The 15,887-nt window shown below is 46.6% G+C and carries 20 protein-coding genes; 15 read left to right on the forward strand and 5 right to left on the reverse strand.

The window, feature by feature from the left end:
* The first annotated feature begins 111 nt into the window (after positions 1–111).
* Positions 112–2,145 (forward strand): S9 family peptidase, encoded by a 2,034-nt coding sequence (locus J5069_RS02305; protein WP_264642327.1) that lies wholly within the window; start codon positions 112–114, stop codon positions 2,143–2,145.
* A 284-nt stretch (positions 2,146–2,429) separates the two neighbouring features.
* Here the strand turns inward: J5069_RS02305 and J5069_RS02310 are convergent, their stop codons facing one another.
* Entirely contained in the window at positions 2,430–2,660 is a 231-nt protein-coding gene (locus tag J5069_RS02310; RefSeq protein WP_264642328.1) for a DNA polymerase III subunit theta, read from the reverse strand.
* Between the two features lie 364 nt (positions 2,661–3,024).
* Between J5069_RS02310 and ftnA the strand changes: the two genes are divergently transcribed.
* On the forward strand, positions 3,025–3,531 hold the full coding sequence (gene ftnA / locus J5069_RS02315) for a non-heme ferritin (protein ID WP_264642329.1): 507 nt from the start codon (positions 3,025–3,027) through the stop codon (positions 3,529–3,531).
* 57 nt (positions 3,532–3,588) lie between these two features.
* On the opposite strand, the gene J5069_RS02320 is transcribed toward ftnA, so the two are convergent.
* On the reverse strand, positions 3,589–3,768 hold the full coding sequence (locus tag J5069_RS02320) for a DUF2158 domain-containing protein (RefSeq protein ID WP_264642330.1): 180 nt from the start codon (positions 3,766–3,768) through the stop codon (positions 3,589–3,591).
* Between the two features lie 26 nt (positions 3,769–3,794).
* Positions 3,795–4,745 (reverse strand): YrzE family protein, encoded by a 951-nt coding sequence (locus J5069_RS02325; RefSeq protein WP_264642331.1) that lies wholly within the window; start codon positions 4,743–4,745, stop codon positions 3,795–3,797.
* A gap of 485 nt (positions 4,746–5,230) precedes the next feature.
* Here J5069_RS02325 and J5069_RS02330 point away from each other — a divergent pair, with 485 nt between their 5' ends.
* Positions 5,231–5,611 (forward strand): DUF4354 family protein, encoded by a 381-nt coding sequence (locus J5069_RS02330; protein ID WP_264642332.1) that lies wholly within the window; start codon positions 5,231–5,233, stop codon positions 5,609–5,611.
* A gap of 315 nt (positions 5,612–5,926) precedes the next feature.
* On the opposite strand, the gene J5069_RS02335 is transcribed toward J5069_RS02330, so the two are convergent.
* Both J5069_RS02335 and J5069_RS02340 read right to left on the reverse strand, forming a co-directional pair.
* Entirely contained in the window at positions 5,927–6,454 is a 528-nt protein-coding gene (locus J5069_RS02335) for a hypothetical protein (RefSeq protein WP_264642333.1), read from the reverse strand.
* A gap of 80 nt (positions 6,455–6,534) precedes the next feature.
* Entirely contained in the window at positions 6,535–7,392 is an 858-nt protein-coding gene (locus J5069_RS02340; RefSeq protein ID WP_264643702.1) for a phage repressor protein CI, read from the reverse strand.
* A gap of 116 nt (positions 7,393–7,508) precedes the next feature.
* On the opposite strand from J5069_RS02340, the gene J5069_RS02345 reads away from it, so the two are divergent.
* From J5069_RS02345 to J5069_RS02405, 12 genes are all read left to right on the forward strand, one after another.
* Complete coding sequence (locus J5069_RS02345; RefSeq protein ID WP_264642334.1) at positions 7,509–7,913, forward strand: hypothetical protein; 405 nt, start codon at positions 7,509–7,511, stop codon at positions 7,911–7,913.
* Positions 7,914–7,946: 33 nt separating this feature from the next.
* Complete coding sequence (locus tag J5069_RS02350; RefSeq protein ID WP_264642335.1) at positions 7,947–8,456, forward strand: phage regulatory CII family protein; 510 nt, start codon at positions 7,947–7,949, stop codon at positions 8,454–8,456.
* Positions 8,457–8,468: 12 nt separating this feature from the next.
* The gene (locus J5069_RS02355; protein ID WP_264642336.1) at positions 8,469–8,873 is read left to right on the forward strand and encodes a hypothetical protein; all 405 of its coding nucleotides are present in this window, start codon (positions 8,469–8,471) and stop codon (positions 8,871–8,873) included.
* Between the two features lie 337 nt (positions 8,874–9,210).
* Positions 9,211–9,645: a tellurite resistance TerB family protein gene (locus J5069_RS02360; protein ID WP_264642337.1), complete on the forward strand. Its 435-nt coding sequence runs from the start codon at positions 9,211–9,213 to the stop codon at positions 9,643–9,645.
* A gap of 237 nt (positions 9,646–9,882) precedes the next feature.
* Positions 9,883–10,059 (forward strand): hypothetical protein, encoded by a 177-nt coding sequence (locus J5069_RS02365; protein WP_264642338.1) that lies wholly within the window; start codon positions 9,883–9,885, stop codon positions 10,057–10,059.
* A complete protein-coding gene (locus J5069_RS02370) occupies positions 10,056–10,556 on the forward strand; it encodes a replication protein B (protein ID WP_264642339.1) in 501 nt (166 codons plus the stop codon). Before J5069_RS02365 ends, J5069_RS02370 begins: the two co-directional genes overlap by 4 nt.
* Before the next feature lie 66 nt (positions 10,557–10,622).
* Positions 10,623–10,865 (forward strand): DUF2732 domain-containing protein, encoded by a 243-nt coding sequence (locus J5069_RS02375; protein ID WP_264642340.1) that lies wholly within the window; start codon positions 10,623–10,625, stop codon positions 10,863–10,865.
* Positions 10,865–11,167 (forward strand): DUF5405 family protein, encoded by a 303-nt coding sequence (locus J5069_RS02380; RefSeq protein ID WP_264642341.1) that lies wholly within the window; start codon positions 10,865–10,867, stop codon positions 11,165–11,167. Before J5069_RS02375 ends, J5069_RS02380 begins: the two co-directional genes overlap by 1 nt.
* A gap of 3 nt (positions 11,168–11,170) precedes the next feature.
* On the forward strand, positions 11,171–11,395 hold the full coding sequence (locus J5069_RS02385; protein ID WP_264642342.1) for a TraR/DksA family transcriptional regulator: 225 nt from the start codon (positions 11,171–11,173) through the stop codon (positions 11,393–11,395).
* On the forward strand, positions 11,392–13,656 hold the full coding sequence (locus J5069_RS02390) for a replication endonuclease (protein WP_264642343.1): 2,265 nt from the start codon (positions 11,392–11,394) through the stop codon (positions 13,654–13,656). The genes J5069_RS02385 and J5069_RS02390 overlap by 4 nt, the downstream gene beginning before the upstream one ends.
* Positions 13,657–14,186: 530 nt before the next feature.
* Positions 14,187–15,230 carry a ParA family protein gene (locus tag J5069_RS02400; RefSeq protein WP_264642345.1) on the forward strand — a complete coding sequence of 348 codons (1,044 nt, stop codon included), beginning with the start codon at positions 14,187–14,189 and terminating at the stop codon, positions 15,228–15,230.
* Positions 15,231–15,238: 8 nt separating this feature from the next.
* A complete protein-coding gene (locus J5069_RS02405) occupies positions 15,239–15,871 on the forward strand; it encodes a HEPN domain-containing protein (protein WP_264643703.1) in 633 nt (210 codons plus the stop codon).
* The last annotated feature ends 16 nt before the right edge of the window (positions 15,872–15,887 follow it).

The following is a 15,887-nucleotide window of genomic DNA, read 5'->3' on the forward strand; positions in this document are numbered from 1 at the left end:
CATCCGCGGCGAGGATATCTGCGGCAACAAGCCATGCATATAAACAGCATCGCTTGGCTTTCTCTAAGAATCGTGCCACGATTTTCTTTCCAGAAAACAGGATGGCACGCAATGAAAGCACCTCAGGCAGAAAAACGTCCGTACCCCCTCACGACCCACGGTGATACCCGCATTGATAATTACTACTGGCTACGTGACGATGCGCGGGAAGATCCGGCCGTATTGTCGTATCTGCAAGCAGAAAACGCCTATTGCGCCTCGCATATGCAACCCTGCGATGCGGTGAAAGAAACGCTTTATCAGGAGATGGTGGCGCGGATCCCGGCGCAGGATGCGTCGGTGCCTTATGTTAAACGTGGTTATCGCTATCAGACGCGCTACGAATCGGGTAAAGAGTACGCGCTCTATGTGCGCCAGCCTGCATCGGAAACGGAACAGTGGCAACTGTTGCTGGATGAGAATGAACGTGCCGCAGACAGCGAGTTCTATCATCTGGGGGTGCTGTCCGTCAGCCCGGACAACCGACTGCTGGCGTTGGCAGAGGATAAAATTTCTCGCCGTCAGTACGACATCCGTTTTCGCAACCTGGAGAGCGGGGAGTGGTTGCCGGACGTCATTGAGCATGTCTCGGCAAACATGCAGTGGAATGCTGATGCCTCCGCGATTTACTACGTGCGCAAGCACCCGCAGACGCTGCTTCCCTATCAGGTCTATATGCATCGCCTCGGTGATGATGTCAGCCAGGATCGTCTGATCTATGAAGAGCAGGATGATACCTATTACGTCAGTCTGGGTGAAACCACCTCTGAAGCGTATATCGTTATCTTCCTGAGCAGTACCACCACTACCGAAGTTCGCTTGCTGGATGCGCACGACAGTCAGGCCGTGCCGCAGGTGTTTATTCCGCGCCGTAAAGATCATGAGTATGGGGTGGACCACTATCAGGGCGCATTCTATCTGCGCTCGAACCGTGAGGGCAAAAACTTCGGCCTGTATCGCACTGTCGGTTGGGATGAGTCGGCGTTGGAAACGCTCATCGCGCCGCATAACACCCGCGTGCTGGAGAGTTTTGAGCTGTTCCGCGATTGGCTGGTGCTGGAAGAGAGAGAGAAGGGCTTAACCTCCCTGCGTCAGGTGCATTGGCAGACCGGCGCCGAAAAGAACATCAGCTTTAACGATCCCAGCTATGTTACCTGGCTTGCTTACAATCCGACGCCTGAGACCTCATTGCTGCGTTTTGGTTATTCATCCATGACCACGCCAACCTCGCTGTACGAGATCAATCTGGACAGCGGTGAACAGTGCCTGCTCAAACAGGCGGAGGTTAAACACTTTGCCGCTACGGATTATTGCAGCGAACGCCTGTGGATTACCGTGCGCGATGGCGTTGAAGTGCCGGTGTCGCTGGTGTATCGCCGCGACTGCTATCAACCTGGCAAAAATCCGCTTCTGGTGTACGGCTACGGTGCCTATGGCAGCAGCATGGAGCCGGATTTTAGCGTGAGTCGCCTGAGCCTGCTCGACAGAGGGTTTGTGTTTGCGTTGACCCACATTCGCGGCGGCGGGGAGTTGGGGCAGCAATGGTATGACGACGGCCGCTTGCTCAATAAGATGCACTCCTTTACCGATTTTATTGATATATCTCGCGCATTGGTGGCGCAGGGGTATGGTAATGAAAAGCAGCTTTATGCCATGGGCGGCAGTGCGGGAGGCTTGCTGATGGGCGCAGTCGTTAACCTGGCCCCTGCGCTGTTTAAAGGCGTGGTAGCGCAGGTCCCGTTTGTCGATGTGCTGACCACCATGCTTGATGAGTCAATTCCATTGACCACCGGCGAATATGACGAGTGGGGGAACCCTGGTGAGCCGCGTTATTATGACTACATCAAAAGCTACAGCCCTTATGACAATGTCAGTGCTCAAGCCTACCCGCACCTGTTGATTACCACCGGACTGCATGACTCGCAAGTTCAGTATTGGGAACCGGCCAAATGGGTGGCTAAGTTGCGTGAGCTGAAAACTGACGACAACCTGCTGCTGCTGTTGACGGATATGGATGCCGGGCACGGGGGAAAATCAGGTCGATTCAAACAATACGAAGACATTGCGCTGGAGTACGCATTTTTGCTGATGGTTGAAGAGAAGTAAAATACAGGGCTCGCGACTGGAGTAATCCCGCTGAGTGCGGGATTACCCGTTCAGCGTACTAAGGCATCAGCTCACCGTATCGGTTTGCTGGGCGCGTTTTGACCGTTTATCCGCCCGTTTTTCTGCTGCGGTCTTTGCCGGTTTTTTCTTGCTGTTCTTCTTGCTGTCCATGCCTTTACTCATTTGATTTGCCTCTCTCGGTAAAAGGTGGTGTGCCTCACCATTAACCGCCTGTTGGGCATAACATGCAAGCGAAAAAAGTGTTTTGGACAGCAGATTTCAGGCTATTTTGTCTTGGGTTCGTAGGGGAGGCGGGAGAACTGCAACGATCGTTGGCGGTAGAATGCGATGCGTTCACGAAAATAGTCACGCAGATGCTCCGGTTGCTCTCTTTCCACGATGTCTGGAATGACCGGCATATTGTACCGTTCCTTGAACGCCACGCCAGAGGCTGCGAGATCAACATTCACTCTATCCATCTCTTGCGCAGAAAGAGTAGCCAGATTATACGCCATTGTTCTTATCCTCAGGGCCGTCAGTGAGCGCGCATGATAGCATTTTTAGCCCAGCGGGCATACGCCGGTATTGCTCCACGACCTAATGCTAAAAAAGAATGATTATTTTTTATAAAATTAAAATGAAGCAGCGTTTTTTATAAACTGCCTGAAATGCACTAAGAGGAAATAAAAACCATTCTCAGATGAATGAAATGAATAACTATTTGATGAAATTGAAAATCGTTATCAATTAACTTATCTTGATGATTAATAATGATTTATTTTTTATGTTAATTATATTGATAATAAAATGTTTTTTATTTTTTAACAGCAAGGCATAATGAAAAAAATTGACTCACCTGCCAATCAGAGGGAATGAAAGATGCTCAAAAAAGAGATGATTCAACAATTAAACGACCAGCTAAACCTGGAGTTCTATTCTGCTAATTTGTACCTGCAAATGAGCGCATGGTGTGGCGATAAAGGTTTTGAAGGTGCGTCAGCATTCCTGAAAACACATTCGCAAGAAGAGATGGAACATATGCAACGCCTCTTCAACTATCTGGATGATACCGGCAGCATGCCCGTACTGGGCGCTATCGCTGCGCCGCCGGTCGATTTTGCTTCACTGTCTGACGTATTTGAACAGACCTATGAGCATGAGCAATTAATTACGCAAAAAATCAACGAGCTGGCTCATGCAGCAATGACGCAGCAAGATTATTCAACGTTCAACTTCTTGCAATGGTATGTTGCTGAGCAACATGAAGAAGAGAAACTGTTTAAATCCATTCTCGACAAGCTGGCATTGGTCAGTACGGCGCAGGGGGGTCTGTTCTTTATCGATCAGGACCTGAAAAAAATGACGACTGCACCGACCCAACAGTAACGCGTTATTACGTTCCCTTCAGGCTAAAAGAAGTCGTCAGCCTGAAGGGAATGGGCATTAACAGACGCCGAAATTGCCCTCCTCGCGGTAAAGCGAGACGCTATCAACGCTGATTTCTATTTCTTTCTCAACAGGATCGTCAATTCTCGCGCAGTAAAGCCTGCTGTCCTCTACGCTAAGCACTCGCATTCTTGGCCCACCGGTTTTACTTTGAACGATATCCCCTGGTTTAAACATCGCAGCCACCTTTTGCCTGAGTAATACTACACATGGCGCTTACTTTTCGCTCCCCAAGCGCCTGCAAGGGTACTGATTACGGCACCGAGCAGCAGTGCAAAAAATGACCACAGCGCGGCTTTTGCCGCTGCTTTTGACATTTGGTCAGCCTGCTCGACGGCCTGCTTTTTCCAGTCCTCATAACGCTGCTGAGCCTGCTGTATATTCTGTTGTGCTTGAGTAAGGCGCTCGCTCACTTCTTTCACCATACGATCGCGGGTACTGATAATGTTTTCGACCGCCCGGTCAGCCTCAGTTGGCGTGAGATCGGTGTTTTGCGTTAACGCACGCTTGATATCATCACGATTGATGCTGGCTGCAATCGTTTTACTTCGTTGCGCAAGTTTCTCGGTTAATTGGGCTGCAACCTGCTCACTCGGTTCTGTGCCAACGGCCATACGGCGCGCAGCCAGCATGATATCCTGTTTGGCACCTTGTAATTGCTGCTTGAGATAATCGGGTTGTAATGTGGGGATACCGGATTTAACTAACGCATTTTCCACTTCACTCTGCAAGCCATCACTTGAGAGGTGCGTATCAAGCATGATCTCTTCAAATAAATTTTGCCCCGCATCCCCCATGCGAGAGAGCCCATGCCCCAGCGCTTCGCCACCGCTGGAAATCATCGAACCTGTCGCAGATGCGATTGAGCCTAACGCACTTCCCGCTGTTTTTATTGACGAACTCACCAGCATGGCACCCAATACTGAAGCCACCAGTAACGCGCTGGCCCAATTCAAGAAGCCGTGAATCATACCATCGTAACCCGCCAATCGGCCTGCGATAAACGATCCTGCAAATAAACTGATGACAATGGAGAACACCGTCCATAGACCGACGGCCATACCTGCGCCATTTACCGGATCGTCTGACTTCGGCTCGACCATTGCAAAACCTAAACTGCTGCCCAGGGTAGACAATAATATAGATACGGCCATAACCGTCACTATACCTGCAATGATACTGCCCCATGATATTGTTTTAATGTCTTTCGCTTCATATGCAACGCTCATGATTTCTCCAGGATAGTGATGACGTTTTATGGATAAATATCAACGAGTATAGGTGAGGACAAATGAGGGCTAACGCTTTGGATTGAAATATGAAACTTCAGCGAAAATAAATAATTAGTTGGCTGCTTTAATTAACAGATGATCATCGCATGGTGCAAAGGTAGTAAAGTCCTGAGCGTAGACTGACGATTGCGCTAAGTAGCACCAGATTACGAACTTAACACTGAGATCGCGTGAGTGGTTTTTTCTATTTTCTATAAAAATTAATGGATTAGATTCGAAGCCCCGTATTCTTCAAATAGTAAAACATCCCTTTAATAATGGTTTAGGTTCGCTGATGTACTATTTCAATAGGCTGTATCTTGTATATGTACAGTAATCAAGACTAAAACCTACTGAAAGGATTGGATATGAAAGTTTCAATGATTGTTGCTTCTTTGACTCTGGCGGGCTTTAGCTTTTCCGCAAATGCATCGACGCCTGATAATATGGCAGTATATGCAACAGCACAGTCTAATGGTTCAATCTCCGTTGGGAATAAAATGGCTTACACCAAGAGTTTCGAGGTGGCAGTGGTTAAGCTATTTGGTGATGGTGTCGATTTGTCGAAGCTTTGCTTAAAAGCGTACTCTCCTGACAACAAGGCGTTCAGGCTCGATACGGTGGATGAGGCATTGACCACCGGTATCTTAAAAGAAGGCAAGTCTGTCAAAGGCATTGCCATGTTTGCCTCTGAAAACGCTGCTGTGTTCAACGCGGCTGTTGTGAAAATAACTGATGATTGTAAATAATCCGTATAGATGGCCGGAATAGATTTTTTTTTGAAAGTGTCTTTTCAGATTTAAAAGATAGCTTGTGAATTAACACACCAAAAAAAGACCGAATACTTGTCGGTCTTTTTAAAATCAATGAGTTAGGTTTGTTGGTGGCGATGGGGTGGCGGCATGATACGGATAGTGACGATAATCACCTTTGTTTATGTGTATTCGTTCAGGCTTGAGCTCGCCGTATTCTGTATTAGAACACAATTAAGCCTGATAGCTGGGACGGGTACGAGCGAAAAACGAGCCTGACAGTGTGTAGAGTAATTCATTATCCAATCACTATTAAGCTACGAAGTCAGGGCGCTGTGTTTCAATGCACTCAGAGACTTGTTTAATTAGTTCTAGACAATTTTTAATGAAAGTATCATCAACTTTTATAAGCCCCTCGATACCAGTAACATCACCTACTTCAAAGATTGGTGCAGTTGGAGTTTCTACCACGAAAGTAAGTGTATTAATGTTACTTACAAGATTATTGTAGCTTGCCCCGTCACCATGTTTCAATGCATTGATGGCAAGGTAACAATTATGAAAATCTTCTTTTAACGCCTGCTGGCCTGCCTGTTCAAGTATACTCTCAGCTTCTTTGAAACCATTCCCGCAATTAAGTCTTCGTTGTAAGTGTGCTTCAAAAATTGAAAACATTCCTACTGCATGAATCATTTTTTGTAGATTTAGTGCTTGTAGACTTTTTACGGAGGATGTAGAGCCGGTTTCCGACAGATCAGCCGCTATTATTTCATAAGCCTCATTTATTTTCATTAACGAAAAATGAGTACATCTAAGTGCAATTTCATGGAATTGGTGCATCTTTTAGTTCCTTATTGTAAATGCATTTAAGTTTTTTCGCATTGATATAAACGAAACTCATATCCATTGTCATCAACTCCCTAAATTATTTTTTTCAATACAACTGCAACTAAACCTTTCGCAATAACTTCATCCGCAGCGCAATCAAATTCACTATCATGACCGATGATTCTTAACTTATTGCCGGGGCGTCGTGATACTGAATACACATCTAAAACACCGTCGATATCTAACAACCATACTCCATTAGATATTTCAGACTCACCCATCTCTACCAACCACGCATTTTTACCAGACTGTACATAACACAGCTTTTCTACATTGACGTTTTGCGGTAAAAATGACCTATCGATAGAGCACGACATGCTCCCTTCCAATTTCCCTGCCAGAAGCGTTTTTTTATCAATCACTATTGAATCAGATGCATCTACTACTGAGTGATGATCGACGCTTGCTGTCCCTTTCCCTGTCGCCAACCATTCCAAAGAAACACCCGTATCGAGCGCACAAGCAATAACCACATCGCCAGGGAAGAAGTCACGACGCACCCAAGTGCTGATTGTAGCGGTTGATATTCCGAGTAAATCGCTCAGCTCTTTTTGTGTGCTGAATCCATAAGCATCCAACATCCTACGCAGAACAGCCTTTCCCCCGGAAGAGAGGATCTGATCGTATAGCGCCTTGCCTTTCAATCGTGTGTCTCGAATTTGCAAATTCGAATTTTCGAATTCACCTGTCACTAACCAATGAAGGTCAGCACCCGTATCAAGAGCGCATTTTATGATCGCGTTACCAGACACGCTGTCACGCTTGAGCCAGCCGCTTATATTGTTAGGAGCCATCTCAAGCAGTTCGGCTAACTCCTTCTGCGATGTAACCCCATAAGAAGAAAAGAGTCTTTCTAAAATTTCTGTGGCACTACTTTTAGTTGGGGTCATAAAAATTACCGAAAAGTCTAAAAAGTTATTTACCAAATAACCTTTGCGATCTACAGTAACTACACACCACATGTAACACCGTAGAACACAACCCGATTAACAGGAGATATTGCGTTATGTCTCAGGAGATTGCAAATGCATCCCCGCAATTTGATTCTGCAATCAGTCCAGAACTGGTTGCGGAGCTGGTGAAGGCACTGGCTCCAGAGTTTAATCGTGCCATCAAAGACGCTATCGAGCAGGTTGTATCGGTGCAAATGGCACCAACAATGACGAAACAAGAATTCGCCCGAATCAACAACCTAAGCCCTTCATTGCTGGAAAAATGGATTGCTAACGGCGTTGTGTTGCTGGCCCCGACGCCGACCAGTACGGTGACGCGAGCCAAGAAAGACAAGCAAACCGGGGAGGTCATCGGCAAAACTGTCATGACTAAACACGGCAACCCATTAATCAATCTTGAGGCTTGGCGTGAAAAGAACCGCCAACATGCTATCAAGTGTCGCTATATCAAACCCTGAATTCGATTATTCGAATTTTGAGAGATCCTAGCCATGTTTGATTACCAAATCGCTAAACACCCGCACTTTTACGATGCCTGCCGTGCGTTTGCCACCAAGCAAAATCTGGCCGAAGTAGCAAAAAGGGCAGGGATGAACCATCAGATGCTGCGTAACAAGTTGAACCCGGAACAGCCGCACCGGCTGACCTGTGATGATCTGTTAATTCTCACCGATGTAACTGAGGATTCTGCGCTGATTGATGGCTTACTGGCACAGCTTAAGTGTTTGCCAGCCGTTCCTGTGAATGAAGCGAAAGTGGAACGGTTAACCACCTATGTATTGCAGGCCACTGCCGCTGTGGGCGCGGTTGCTGCTGAAAGCGTATCTGACGAGCGGATGACATCGACCCGACGCAATAATGTTATTGAGAGTATCAACGCGGGTGTGCGTTACCTGTCACTTGTCGGCTTAACGTTGCAAACGCGTATTCAAGCTAACCCCGCGTTAGCGTCAACCGTCGATGCACTTAGCGGTATCGGTGCGTCGTTGAATATTGGGTAATTCGGAGTTCATATGTCATCAATTGTTTCTTATTTATACAACAGTCAAGAAGTGGATAGTATCAAAATTAGAAATCCCTCATCACCAATAGTTTATCGGGGTGATTTAGATGATGCAGATTTTATTGCATGGTTAAGGGAAGTTGCATCAGCTATTGAAGGAAAACAACGGTATGAGGTTGAAATTAAATTAGCGAAAAAATCTTTAAGAGATAAAGAAAATGAGCAAAAAAACGCATACGAATTTATCAATAGATTCGTTTATTTAGCACATGAAGATGTGGAGCTGGATAAGGGAAGATACAAAGCAGAGATAAATCACAATAAAAACGGCATGTCTATGGATGCCGTTTTATATTCAAATAAACCAATAGATGCTGATGATATAGATAAGGTTATTCAGCGTTACGTAGATTGATTTGTGAGCCTAATATCGAATGAAGCTCCTTAGCTTGTTCTAACGTTATTTGCAATGAAAGTATATCGTTAGTATTTAATTTCGTTTCAGCACTAATTGATATATGGATGTTAAAGAAATTGTCATTCTTAAGTCCATCAGATGTGATCTTTTCGGGGTGGATCTGAATAACGTTTCTTGTCATTAGTACGCTCCTTGAGTGGTTGGTTGTTTTTGGCGATTCAATCCTACCACAACACCATGCGCCGGGCATGGCTAAAACCCGGCATCTATTCGCAATCGTCTATCCGTGGGCGATTACTAATAGGCAATTTCATCAACAACAGGAGAGTTAAAAATGGCATTTTTCGGATTTGGAAAGAAAGTGGCAGCGGCAAAAGTTGAGCTGAAAAAGGTTGAGAATCGCGATCTGATGGAGGCCATCGTGGGCGGCTGTTTGTTGGTTGCTGCGGCGGATGGTGAAATTGAGAAAGAAGAGACGGATAAACTGGATCAGTTGCTGCGCTCTAACCCTCAGTTAGGACATTACGGTAATGAAATCACTCAGACTATCAGCCGATTCACGGAACAGCTTCAAGCCGGCTTTCGCGTTGGCCGCATGAACATTTTGCGTGAAATCGACGATATCAAAAATTCGCCAAAAGACGCCGAAGAGGTTTTCGTTAATATGCTGACGATTGCCGAAGCGGACGGGGAAATTGAGCCGGAAGAGCAGAAAGTGCTGGAAGAGGTAGGCCGTCGTCTCGGTCTGCGTATTGAAGATTATCTGTGATGAATAAGTTTCGTTTGGCTGTGGTTCTACTGTTGGCGTTCATGACCGTTGCAGTGGATTTTTCAAGTTACCTGCTTTCAGTTGTCAGTGACGCGTTATTCATCGGTGCATTGGTCTTTGTCATCTGGTCGCCGCTAACGGCTAGCACAGCAAAGAAATAAGCAGTAATGCCGGGTTCACCCGGCACTTATTCGCAACCGCCTATCCGTGGGCGGTTACTAATAGGAGGAGGAAACCATGCAAAAACCTATCTCAATCGCGCCGTTCCTCTGGTATCAGCAGGAAGAACAACGGCCTGATTTCACCATCACTCACGGCAAAGGCCGTAAAGGGATCATTATCCGCACTCGCCCGGTAAGCCTTACCCGTCGAGCTGTCCTGTTCATCAAATCAGCATTCAGGGGGAAAGCATGACCGCCTTTACTGTCAGCAGTATGCAAAATCTTCCGGTTGGCTTGCGTAGCGTGATCGGCAAACACTTTGCTGATAGCCGTTGGAAATCGACTTGTGATTACTTTAACAACCTGAGCGAGCGTTATCGCTTAACGCTGTGCTTTCATGCTCAGCTTAAGAAACGCCATTCGGTTTTCCGTCTGGAAGAAATGGACACCGAAGCGCGGGGCCGTATTGTTTGTGCAATGGATGAATTGCGTAGCGCGTTTTCCCGTCTGCGCAAACAAGGGGTAAATCATTCCACCTTTTTAAGTTGGCTTAATCTCAGTGAGCGCCGCACGTTATTTATGCATGCGGGACTATCCGAAGCTGAATTTAATCAGCCTTATTGGCGTATTGATGATGAATCCTGCCAATGGCGAGATAAGGTTATCAAAGCCATTAATGAATTAGTCTGCCTGTTTAACGATGCGCCGGAAATACTGACCGCCGTTAAACCCGAAGATTATCTGAATTAACTAACACCACTCATTTTTCAGGCGCTTTGTTGCGTCGGGGATTCTTTTATCTGGAGTTTACCGAGTATGTATAAAACCGTAGGGCAAGAAATTCGCCAAAGAGCAGAAAACGAGAGCATTCAATTGATGCTCAGTGAGGCACGCAATCAGGCAAAAGCGGATGCGCACTGCGCGTTTTCCTCCCGTCTGGACAGGCTGGCGACCGAAGCCAGTATCAACGAATTATCCAGCGTAGAAATTATCGAATTACTCCGTCAAGAGTCAGTAGCGTTTAATCATTCCAGTATCGATATTAAGGCGGTGATGTGATGGATAATCCCACTTATAACCGCGTCGATATCAATAGCAATTATGCCATTGCCAAAATTGGCTATGACTTTGCCTTGGGTGAAGTCAAATGTGAAAAAGAGGACGGTGCTCAACCTTACCTTTCAACGATGGCGGTTTATCAATCGCCTATCAAATTAATCAACGATTTTATTCACCGCTCAATCAGCACTGAAATCTGGCGCGGGAATATCACCGACACCACAACCCTGTTAACCGAAAGTCAGCGCTTTGCGGATATGTGCCAACGCGCATTTGACCGACTCAACAACATCAAGGAATAACCCATGCCGGATTTAATGGATCTGGTGCAACAGCGCCAGCAAGAAATGTTAGAGCACCACATTGCCAACGCCCGGAACACTCAACGCGGTGTTTCGGCCTTTGAGTGTGAAGACTGTGATCAGCCAATCCCCGAAGCGCGGCGCTTGGCTATTGTTGGTGTCACTCGCTGTGCTACCTGTCAGGATATTCACGAGCTTAAAGGTAGACATTATCGGGGTGCAGTGTGACCCCAACGCTACGGGGGCCATCCGCCCCCAGTTCCCCCGCCTATAAAGACACTCAATGGGCCTACCCATGGAACGCTCCACGCCCGGCCATCGTACCGGAAGAAAGACAGCTTACCCGTGAGGAATGGACTCAGGGGCAAACCGTTTTAGCGAAGATTGACCAGCAACCGCGCTTCCTGCGTGAAATCTGCCTGAGCCGCTACACATACCTGAAAAAGAACAAAGGCCAGCTAAGCGCCAATCGTTTTCTGGTTAACAGCTTTATGCAGCGCATGTGGCCGCGTATTGAGGCAATCAATACGCGCCATGCGATGAATCGCACCGCCTCCGAGCGTTTCCTGTCTGAATCTGACGCCTATCAATCGCTGCCCGGCATGAATGACAAGGCGCTGGGGCGCATGGCTGCGCGTATTTCCGGCCAGATATTCTTTGCCTATGAAGAACTCAGCGATGCTTTGATAGCGCAACACGATGGCAAGCAGGATGTGCTCTTTACTGATGCTGCACAGGCCGAGCTTTTCGGTCAAGTCGCCAGCATGGCACGCGCGTTCAACATCACCCCGCTTTTCTGGAAGAAATACCGCAAAGGTAAGCTGGATATGCGCAAAGCGCTATCTAGTATTCGTCGTCTGGTTGATGAGGCGTGGTGGACACGGCAACTAAAAGCACAGCGTACACGCTGGCGCGAAGCGCTAATGATTGCCGTTGGTCAGGTCAGCAAAAGTGCATCACCTTACGCCAGCAAGATGGCGATCCGTGATGTTCAGGCGCGCCGCCTCGCCAATATGGACTACCTGAAAAACTGCGAGTTGGAGAACGTCGAAACGGGCGAGCGTATCGACCTGATCGATAAGGTGATGGCCAGCATTTCTAACCCTGAAATTCGGCGCATGGAGCTGATGAGTACTATCGCCGGGATTGAGCGTTACGCCAGCGAACAGCGAGACGTAGGGATGTTTATCACTATCACTACCCCGTCGAAATATCACCCGACTCGCACTATTGGTAAGCGCGACAACGAGAAAGTCCAGTTTAATAGAAAATGGGACAATGAAGCCTTTACGCCCAAAGACGGTCAGCGTTATCTGGTCAAGATATGGGGCAAGGTGCGCACGGCGTTTAAAGATAACGATCTCAAGGTTTACGGCATGCGCGTTGTTGAGCCACATCACGACGGCACACCTCACTGGCATATGATGCTGTTTTGTAAGCGCGCACAGCGCCAATCGGTGATCGATATCATGCGCCGCTATGCCCTGAAAGAAGACGGCGACGAGCGCGGCGCGGCAAAGTATCGCTTTGAATGTAAGCACCTTAACAAAGGCGGTGCGGCTGGCTATATCGCTAAGTACATCGCCAAGAATATCGATGGCTACGCGCTCGACGGCCAACTGGACGATGAAACAGGAAAGCCGCTGCGTGATATGGCCGCAGCCGTCACCGCGTGGGCGTCAACGTGGCGTATCCCTCAATTTAAAGCCATTGGTATTCCCACCATGGGCGCTTACCGTGAGTGCCGCAGCGGCACGTTACGCAGCGTTAATCTTACTGACCAGTTCGATGAACAGGTCGAGGCGGTTCGTTGTGCCGCTGATGCTGGACAATTTGACGCATACATTACCGCACAGGGTGGCGCGAATGTTTCCCGCGAACTGCAAACGGTGCGTGTTGCGCGCCGGGTTTCGGACAAGCTCAACGACTATGACGAGGAAGTGCAAAAGGTTGTCGGGATTTTCGCCCCGCATCTGGGCGCAGGGCATGTTTTTGAAACCCGTACAACCGAATGGCGCATTGTTTCCAAGGTCGTTGACGTTGAGCCTTTGACCTTAAAAAGCGCCTCCGGCGCGCCTCGGAGTCCTGTCAATAACTGTGGGTTGCGTTCTCAACGGTCGAGTGAAAATGTCAAAAATCAGGCCGAAAACAACGCCGTAGCGACCACGTCAGAAACGTATAACCCACTGATTGACTGGAATGACGACGCGGCTGTCAGGGCGTTAGGAATGCGTCTGCGTGAGCAATCCGTCAGGAAAAACCATAAGCAACGTAATTTTGACCCCAATGCATTCCGCGATCCGGCACCGTCGGCTAGGTTGACGGGCGAAGAGCGGGAATGGATGCCCCGTATTCAGCGTGATTTGTCCCAGCGCGGTATCACCGCTCAACGCTGGGAGCTGGAAGCGCTGGCGCGTGGGGCAAAGATGAAGATTGATGGGGTTCAAGTTGAATACCCTATGGATGATGATTGGTCGACAGGGTGGTGATGAATTGGTAAGCGTTTGGTACAGAAGCGCTTACCTGTAGATTGACTCACATGTCATTTTGTAAAATACTGTATTTATATACAGCAATAGATGAAAGGGATACAACGTGGAAAGTGAGGAGTACCTACAGACAATTTTGTCTCGGGTTCAGTTTATTGCTGACGTTTCGTTAGTCGCTCAATGTGATGCGGATGAGTATAAAACAGCCCTGTCGTTAATCGCCGATTTGACTCATGGCACAATACCCACCACAGAACCGCACGAGAGACTTGAGGTGTCGGAATTACTGGAGTACCTTAAAAACTGTCTCGAAAAGAACATCTTGTAGCTATGCATGCATTGAGTGCATGGTTTTGCATGATGATCCTGCCCTCATTTTTCTCTGGAGACGTCAGCACCGGCGCGGATCGCGCCGGATCATGCGAGTGCATGAAAAGCGACACACAAAGCGGGCAGGCGTGGCGGGGATAGCATTGCGCGCGTTAGAAATTATCGTGTTCGATGACGCTAAACTTATATAAGGAATAATCATGGCAAAAATAATTTGTTTATTTAACCACAAGGGAGGTGTTAGCAAAACGACAACCACCTTTAATCTTGGTTGGAAACTTGCCGAAAAGGGATATAAAGTATTACTCGCAGACTGCGATCCACAATGTAATCTGACAGGAATGATTTTAGGCTACAAAGGTGTTGATGATTTAGACGGAATATATAAAGAACAACCAGCGAACAATATTAAAGATGCTTTATCTCCTGCGTTTGAATCAAAGCCTAAAGCTTTAGAGCCTGTTGAGTTGTTTCCTGTAAGTGGAAATGAGAATTTATTTCTGTTAGCTGGAAATATAGGGTTATCAGAATATGAAACAACATTGGGTGTAGCCCAAGAGTTAACCGGGTCGCTTTTGCCCTTAAGAAATCTTCCTGGCTCAGTGCGGTTTTTGTTAGATATTACGGCGGAATCCATTCAAGCTGATTATATATTGGTGGATATGAGTCCTAGTTTGGGGCCGTTAAATCAAAATTTATTGAGTACATCAGACTACTTTATTGTCCCATTACACCCTGACTATTTCTCTTCAATGGCGCTTAGGTCGCTGTCTAGAACCCTTCCCAGATGGAAGAAATGGGCTGATATGGCATATAAAGAAGATGTATTGAAGAACGCAAATTATCCGTTCCCCGAACCTAAGGCTCAGTTCATTGGTGCTATAGTACAAAAGTATAGACCACGGAATGGAAAAGCGTCTGGAGCATTCCAGAAATGGATTTCCGAATTGCAAACAGCGCTTGAGGAAGAGTTAATTCCTAAGCTTATTGATATTAAAATGCTCATGAAAGATAAGTTTATTTCTACGATTGGTATTGAACCTTCAGTTCCAATTATGGAGGTTTCTGACTTCAATAGCCTTATCGCATTATCCCAAGAGCATCAGGTGCCAGTTTATAAACTAACGCCAGAGCAAACACAGCAAACGGGAGCTGTTTGGGATCAAACACTAGAAAGTATGGGTGTTTTTTCTACGGCATTTGATGAATGTGCTAATAAAATAATTTCTCTTACTCAGGATTAAGGGTGGCCATGTTTTCCCCTAAACTCGTGTTTGATAATGCATGGTTAAGATGTGATGTGCTAGCAACCACTTATGCTTTTTCTTCTCGGCATATGACGAGGGTTTTTGAATCGGAGGAATTACTTAGAGCCGAATGGGTTGCTCGAATATCAGCTTTGGATTTGTATGTTCATGAGTTAATTTCACAGCAAATGTTGGAGGTTTTTAAAAACCAAAGAGCTATTACTCCTGCATATGAAAAATTTTCATTGCCCTTTAGAGTTATTGAGTCAATAAAAAACTCAGCTAATGATACAGAGGCAAACTCTTTTTTTGATCTAGAAGTTAGACGACAGCTTGGTTTTTTGACATTTCAGAATTCCAAAAGCATAGCTGATGGGATAAGATTGATTTCACAAAAGGAATTGTGGAAGGAAATAGCCATGCATCAAGGTGTTTCAAGAAGTTTGGTTGAAGCCAAAGCCAAGAGTTTAAAATTGCAATTAGATATCTTGGTTGATAGAAGAAATAAGATAGCTCATGAGGGAGATATGCAGCCAGTAACACCTAGAACACCGTGGCCAATTAACTCGGGTGATCTTATTGAGGTTAAGAAGTTTATCGGGGCACTAGTTTCCTCCATTGATAATGTAATTCCTTAATTCTGGGTGATTAATC

This window comes from Candidatus Symbiopectobacterium sp. NZEC127 (assembly GCF_025962675.1).
Lineage (GTDB): Bacteria > Pseudomonadota > Gammaproteobacteria > Enterobacterales > Enterobacteriaceae > Symbiopectobacterium.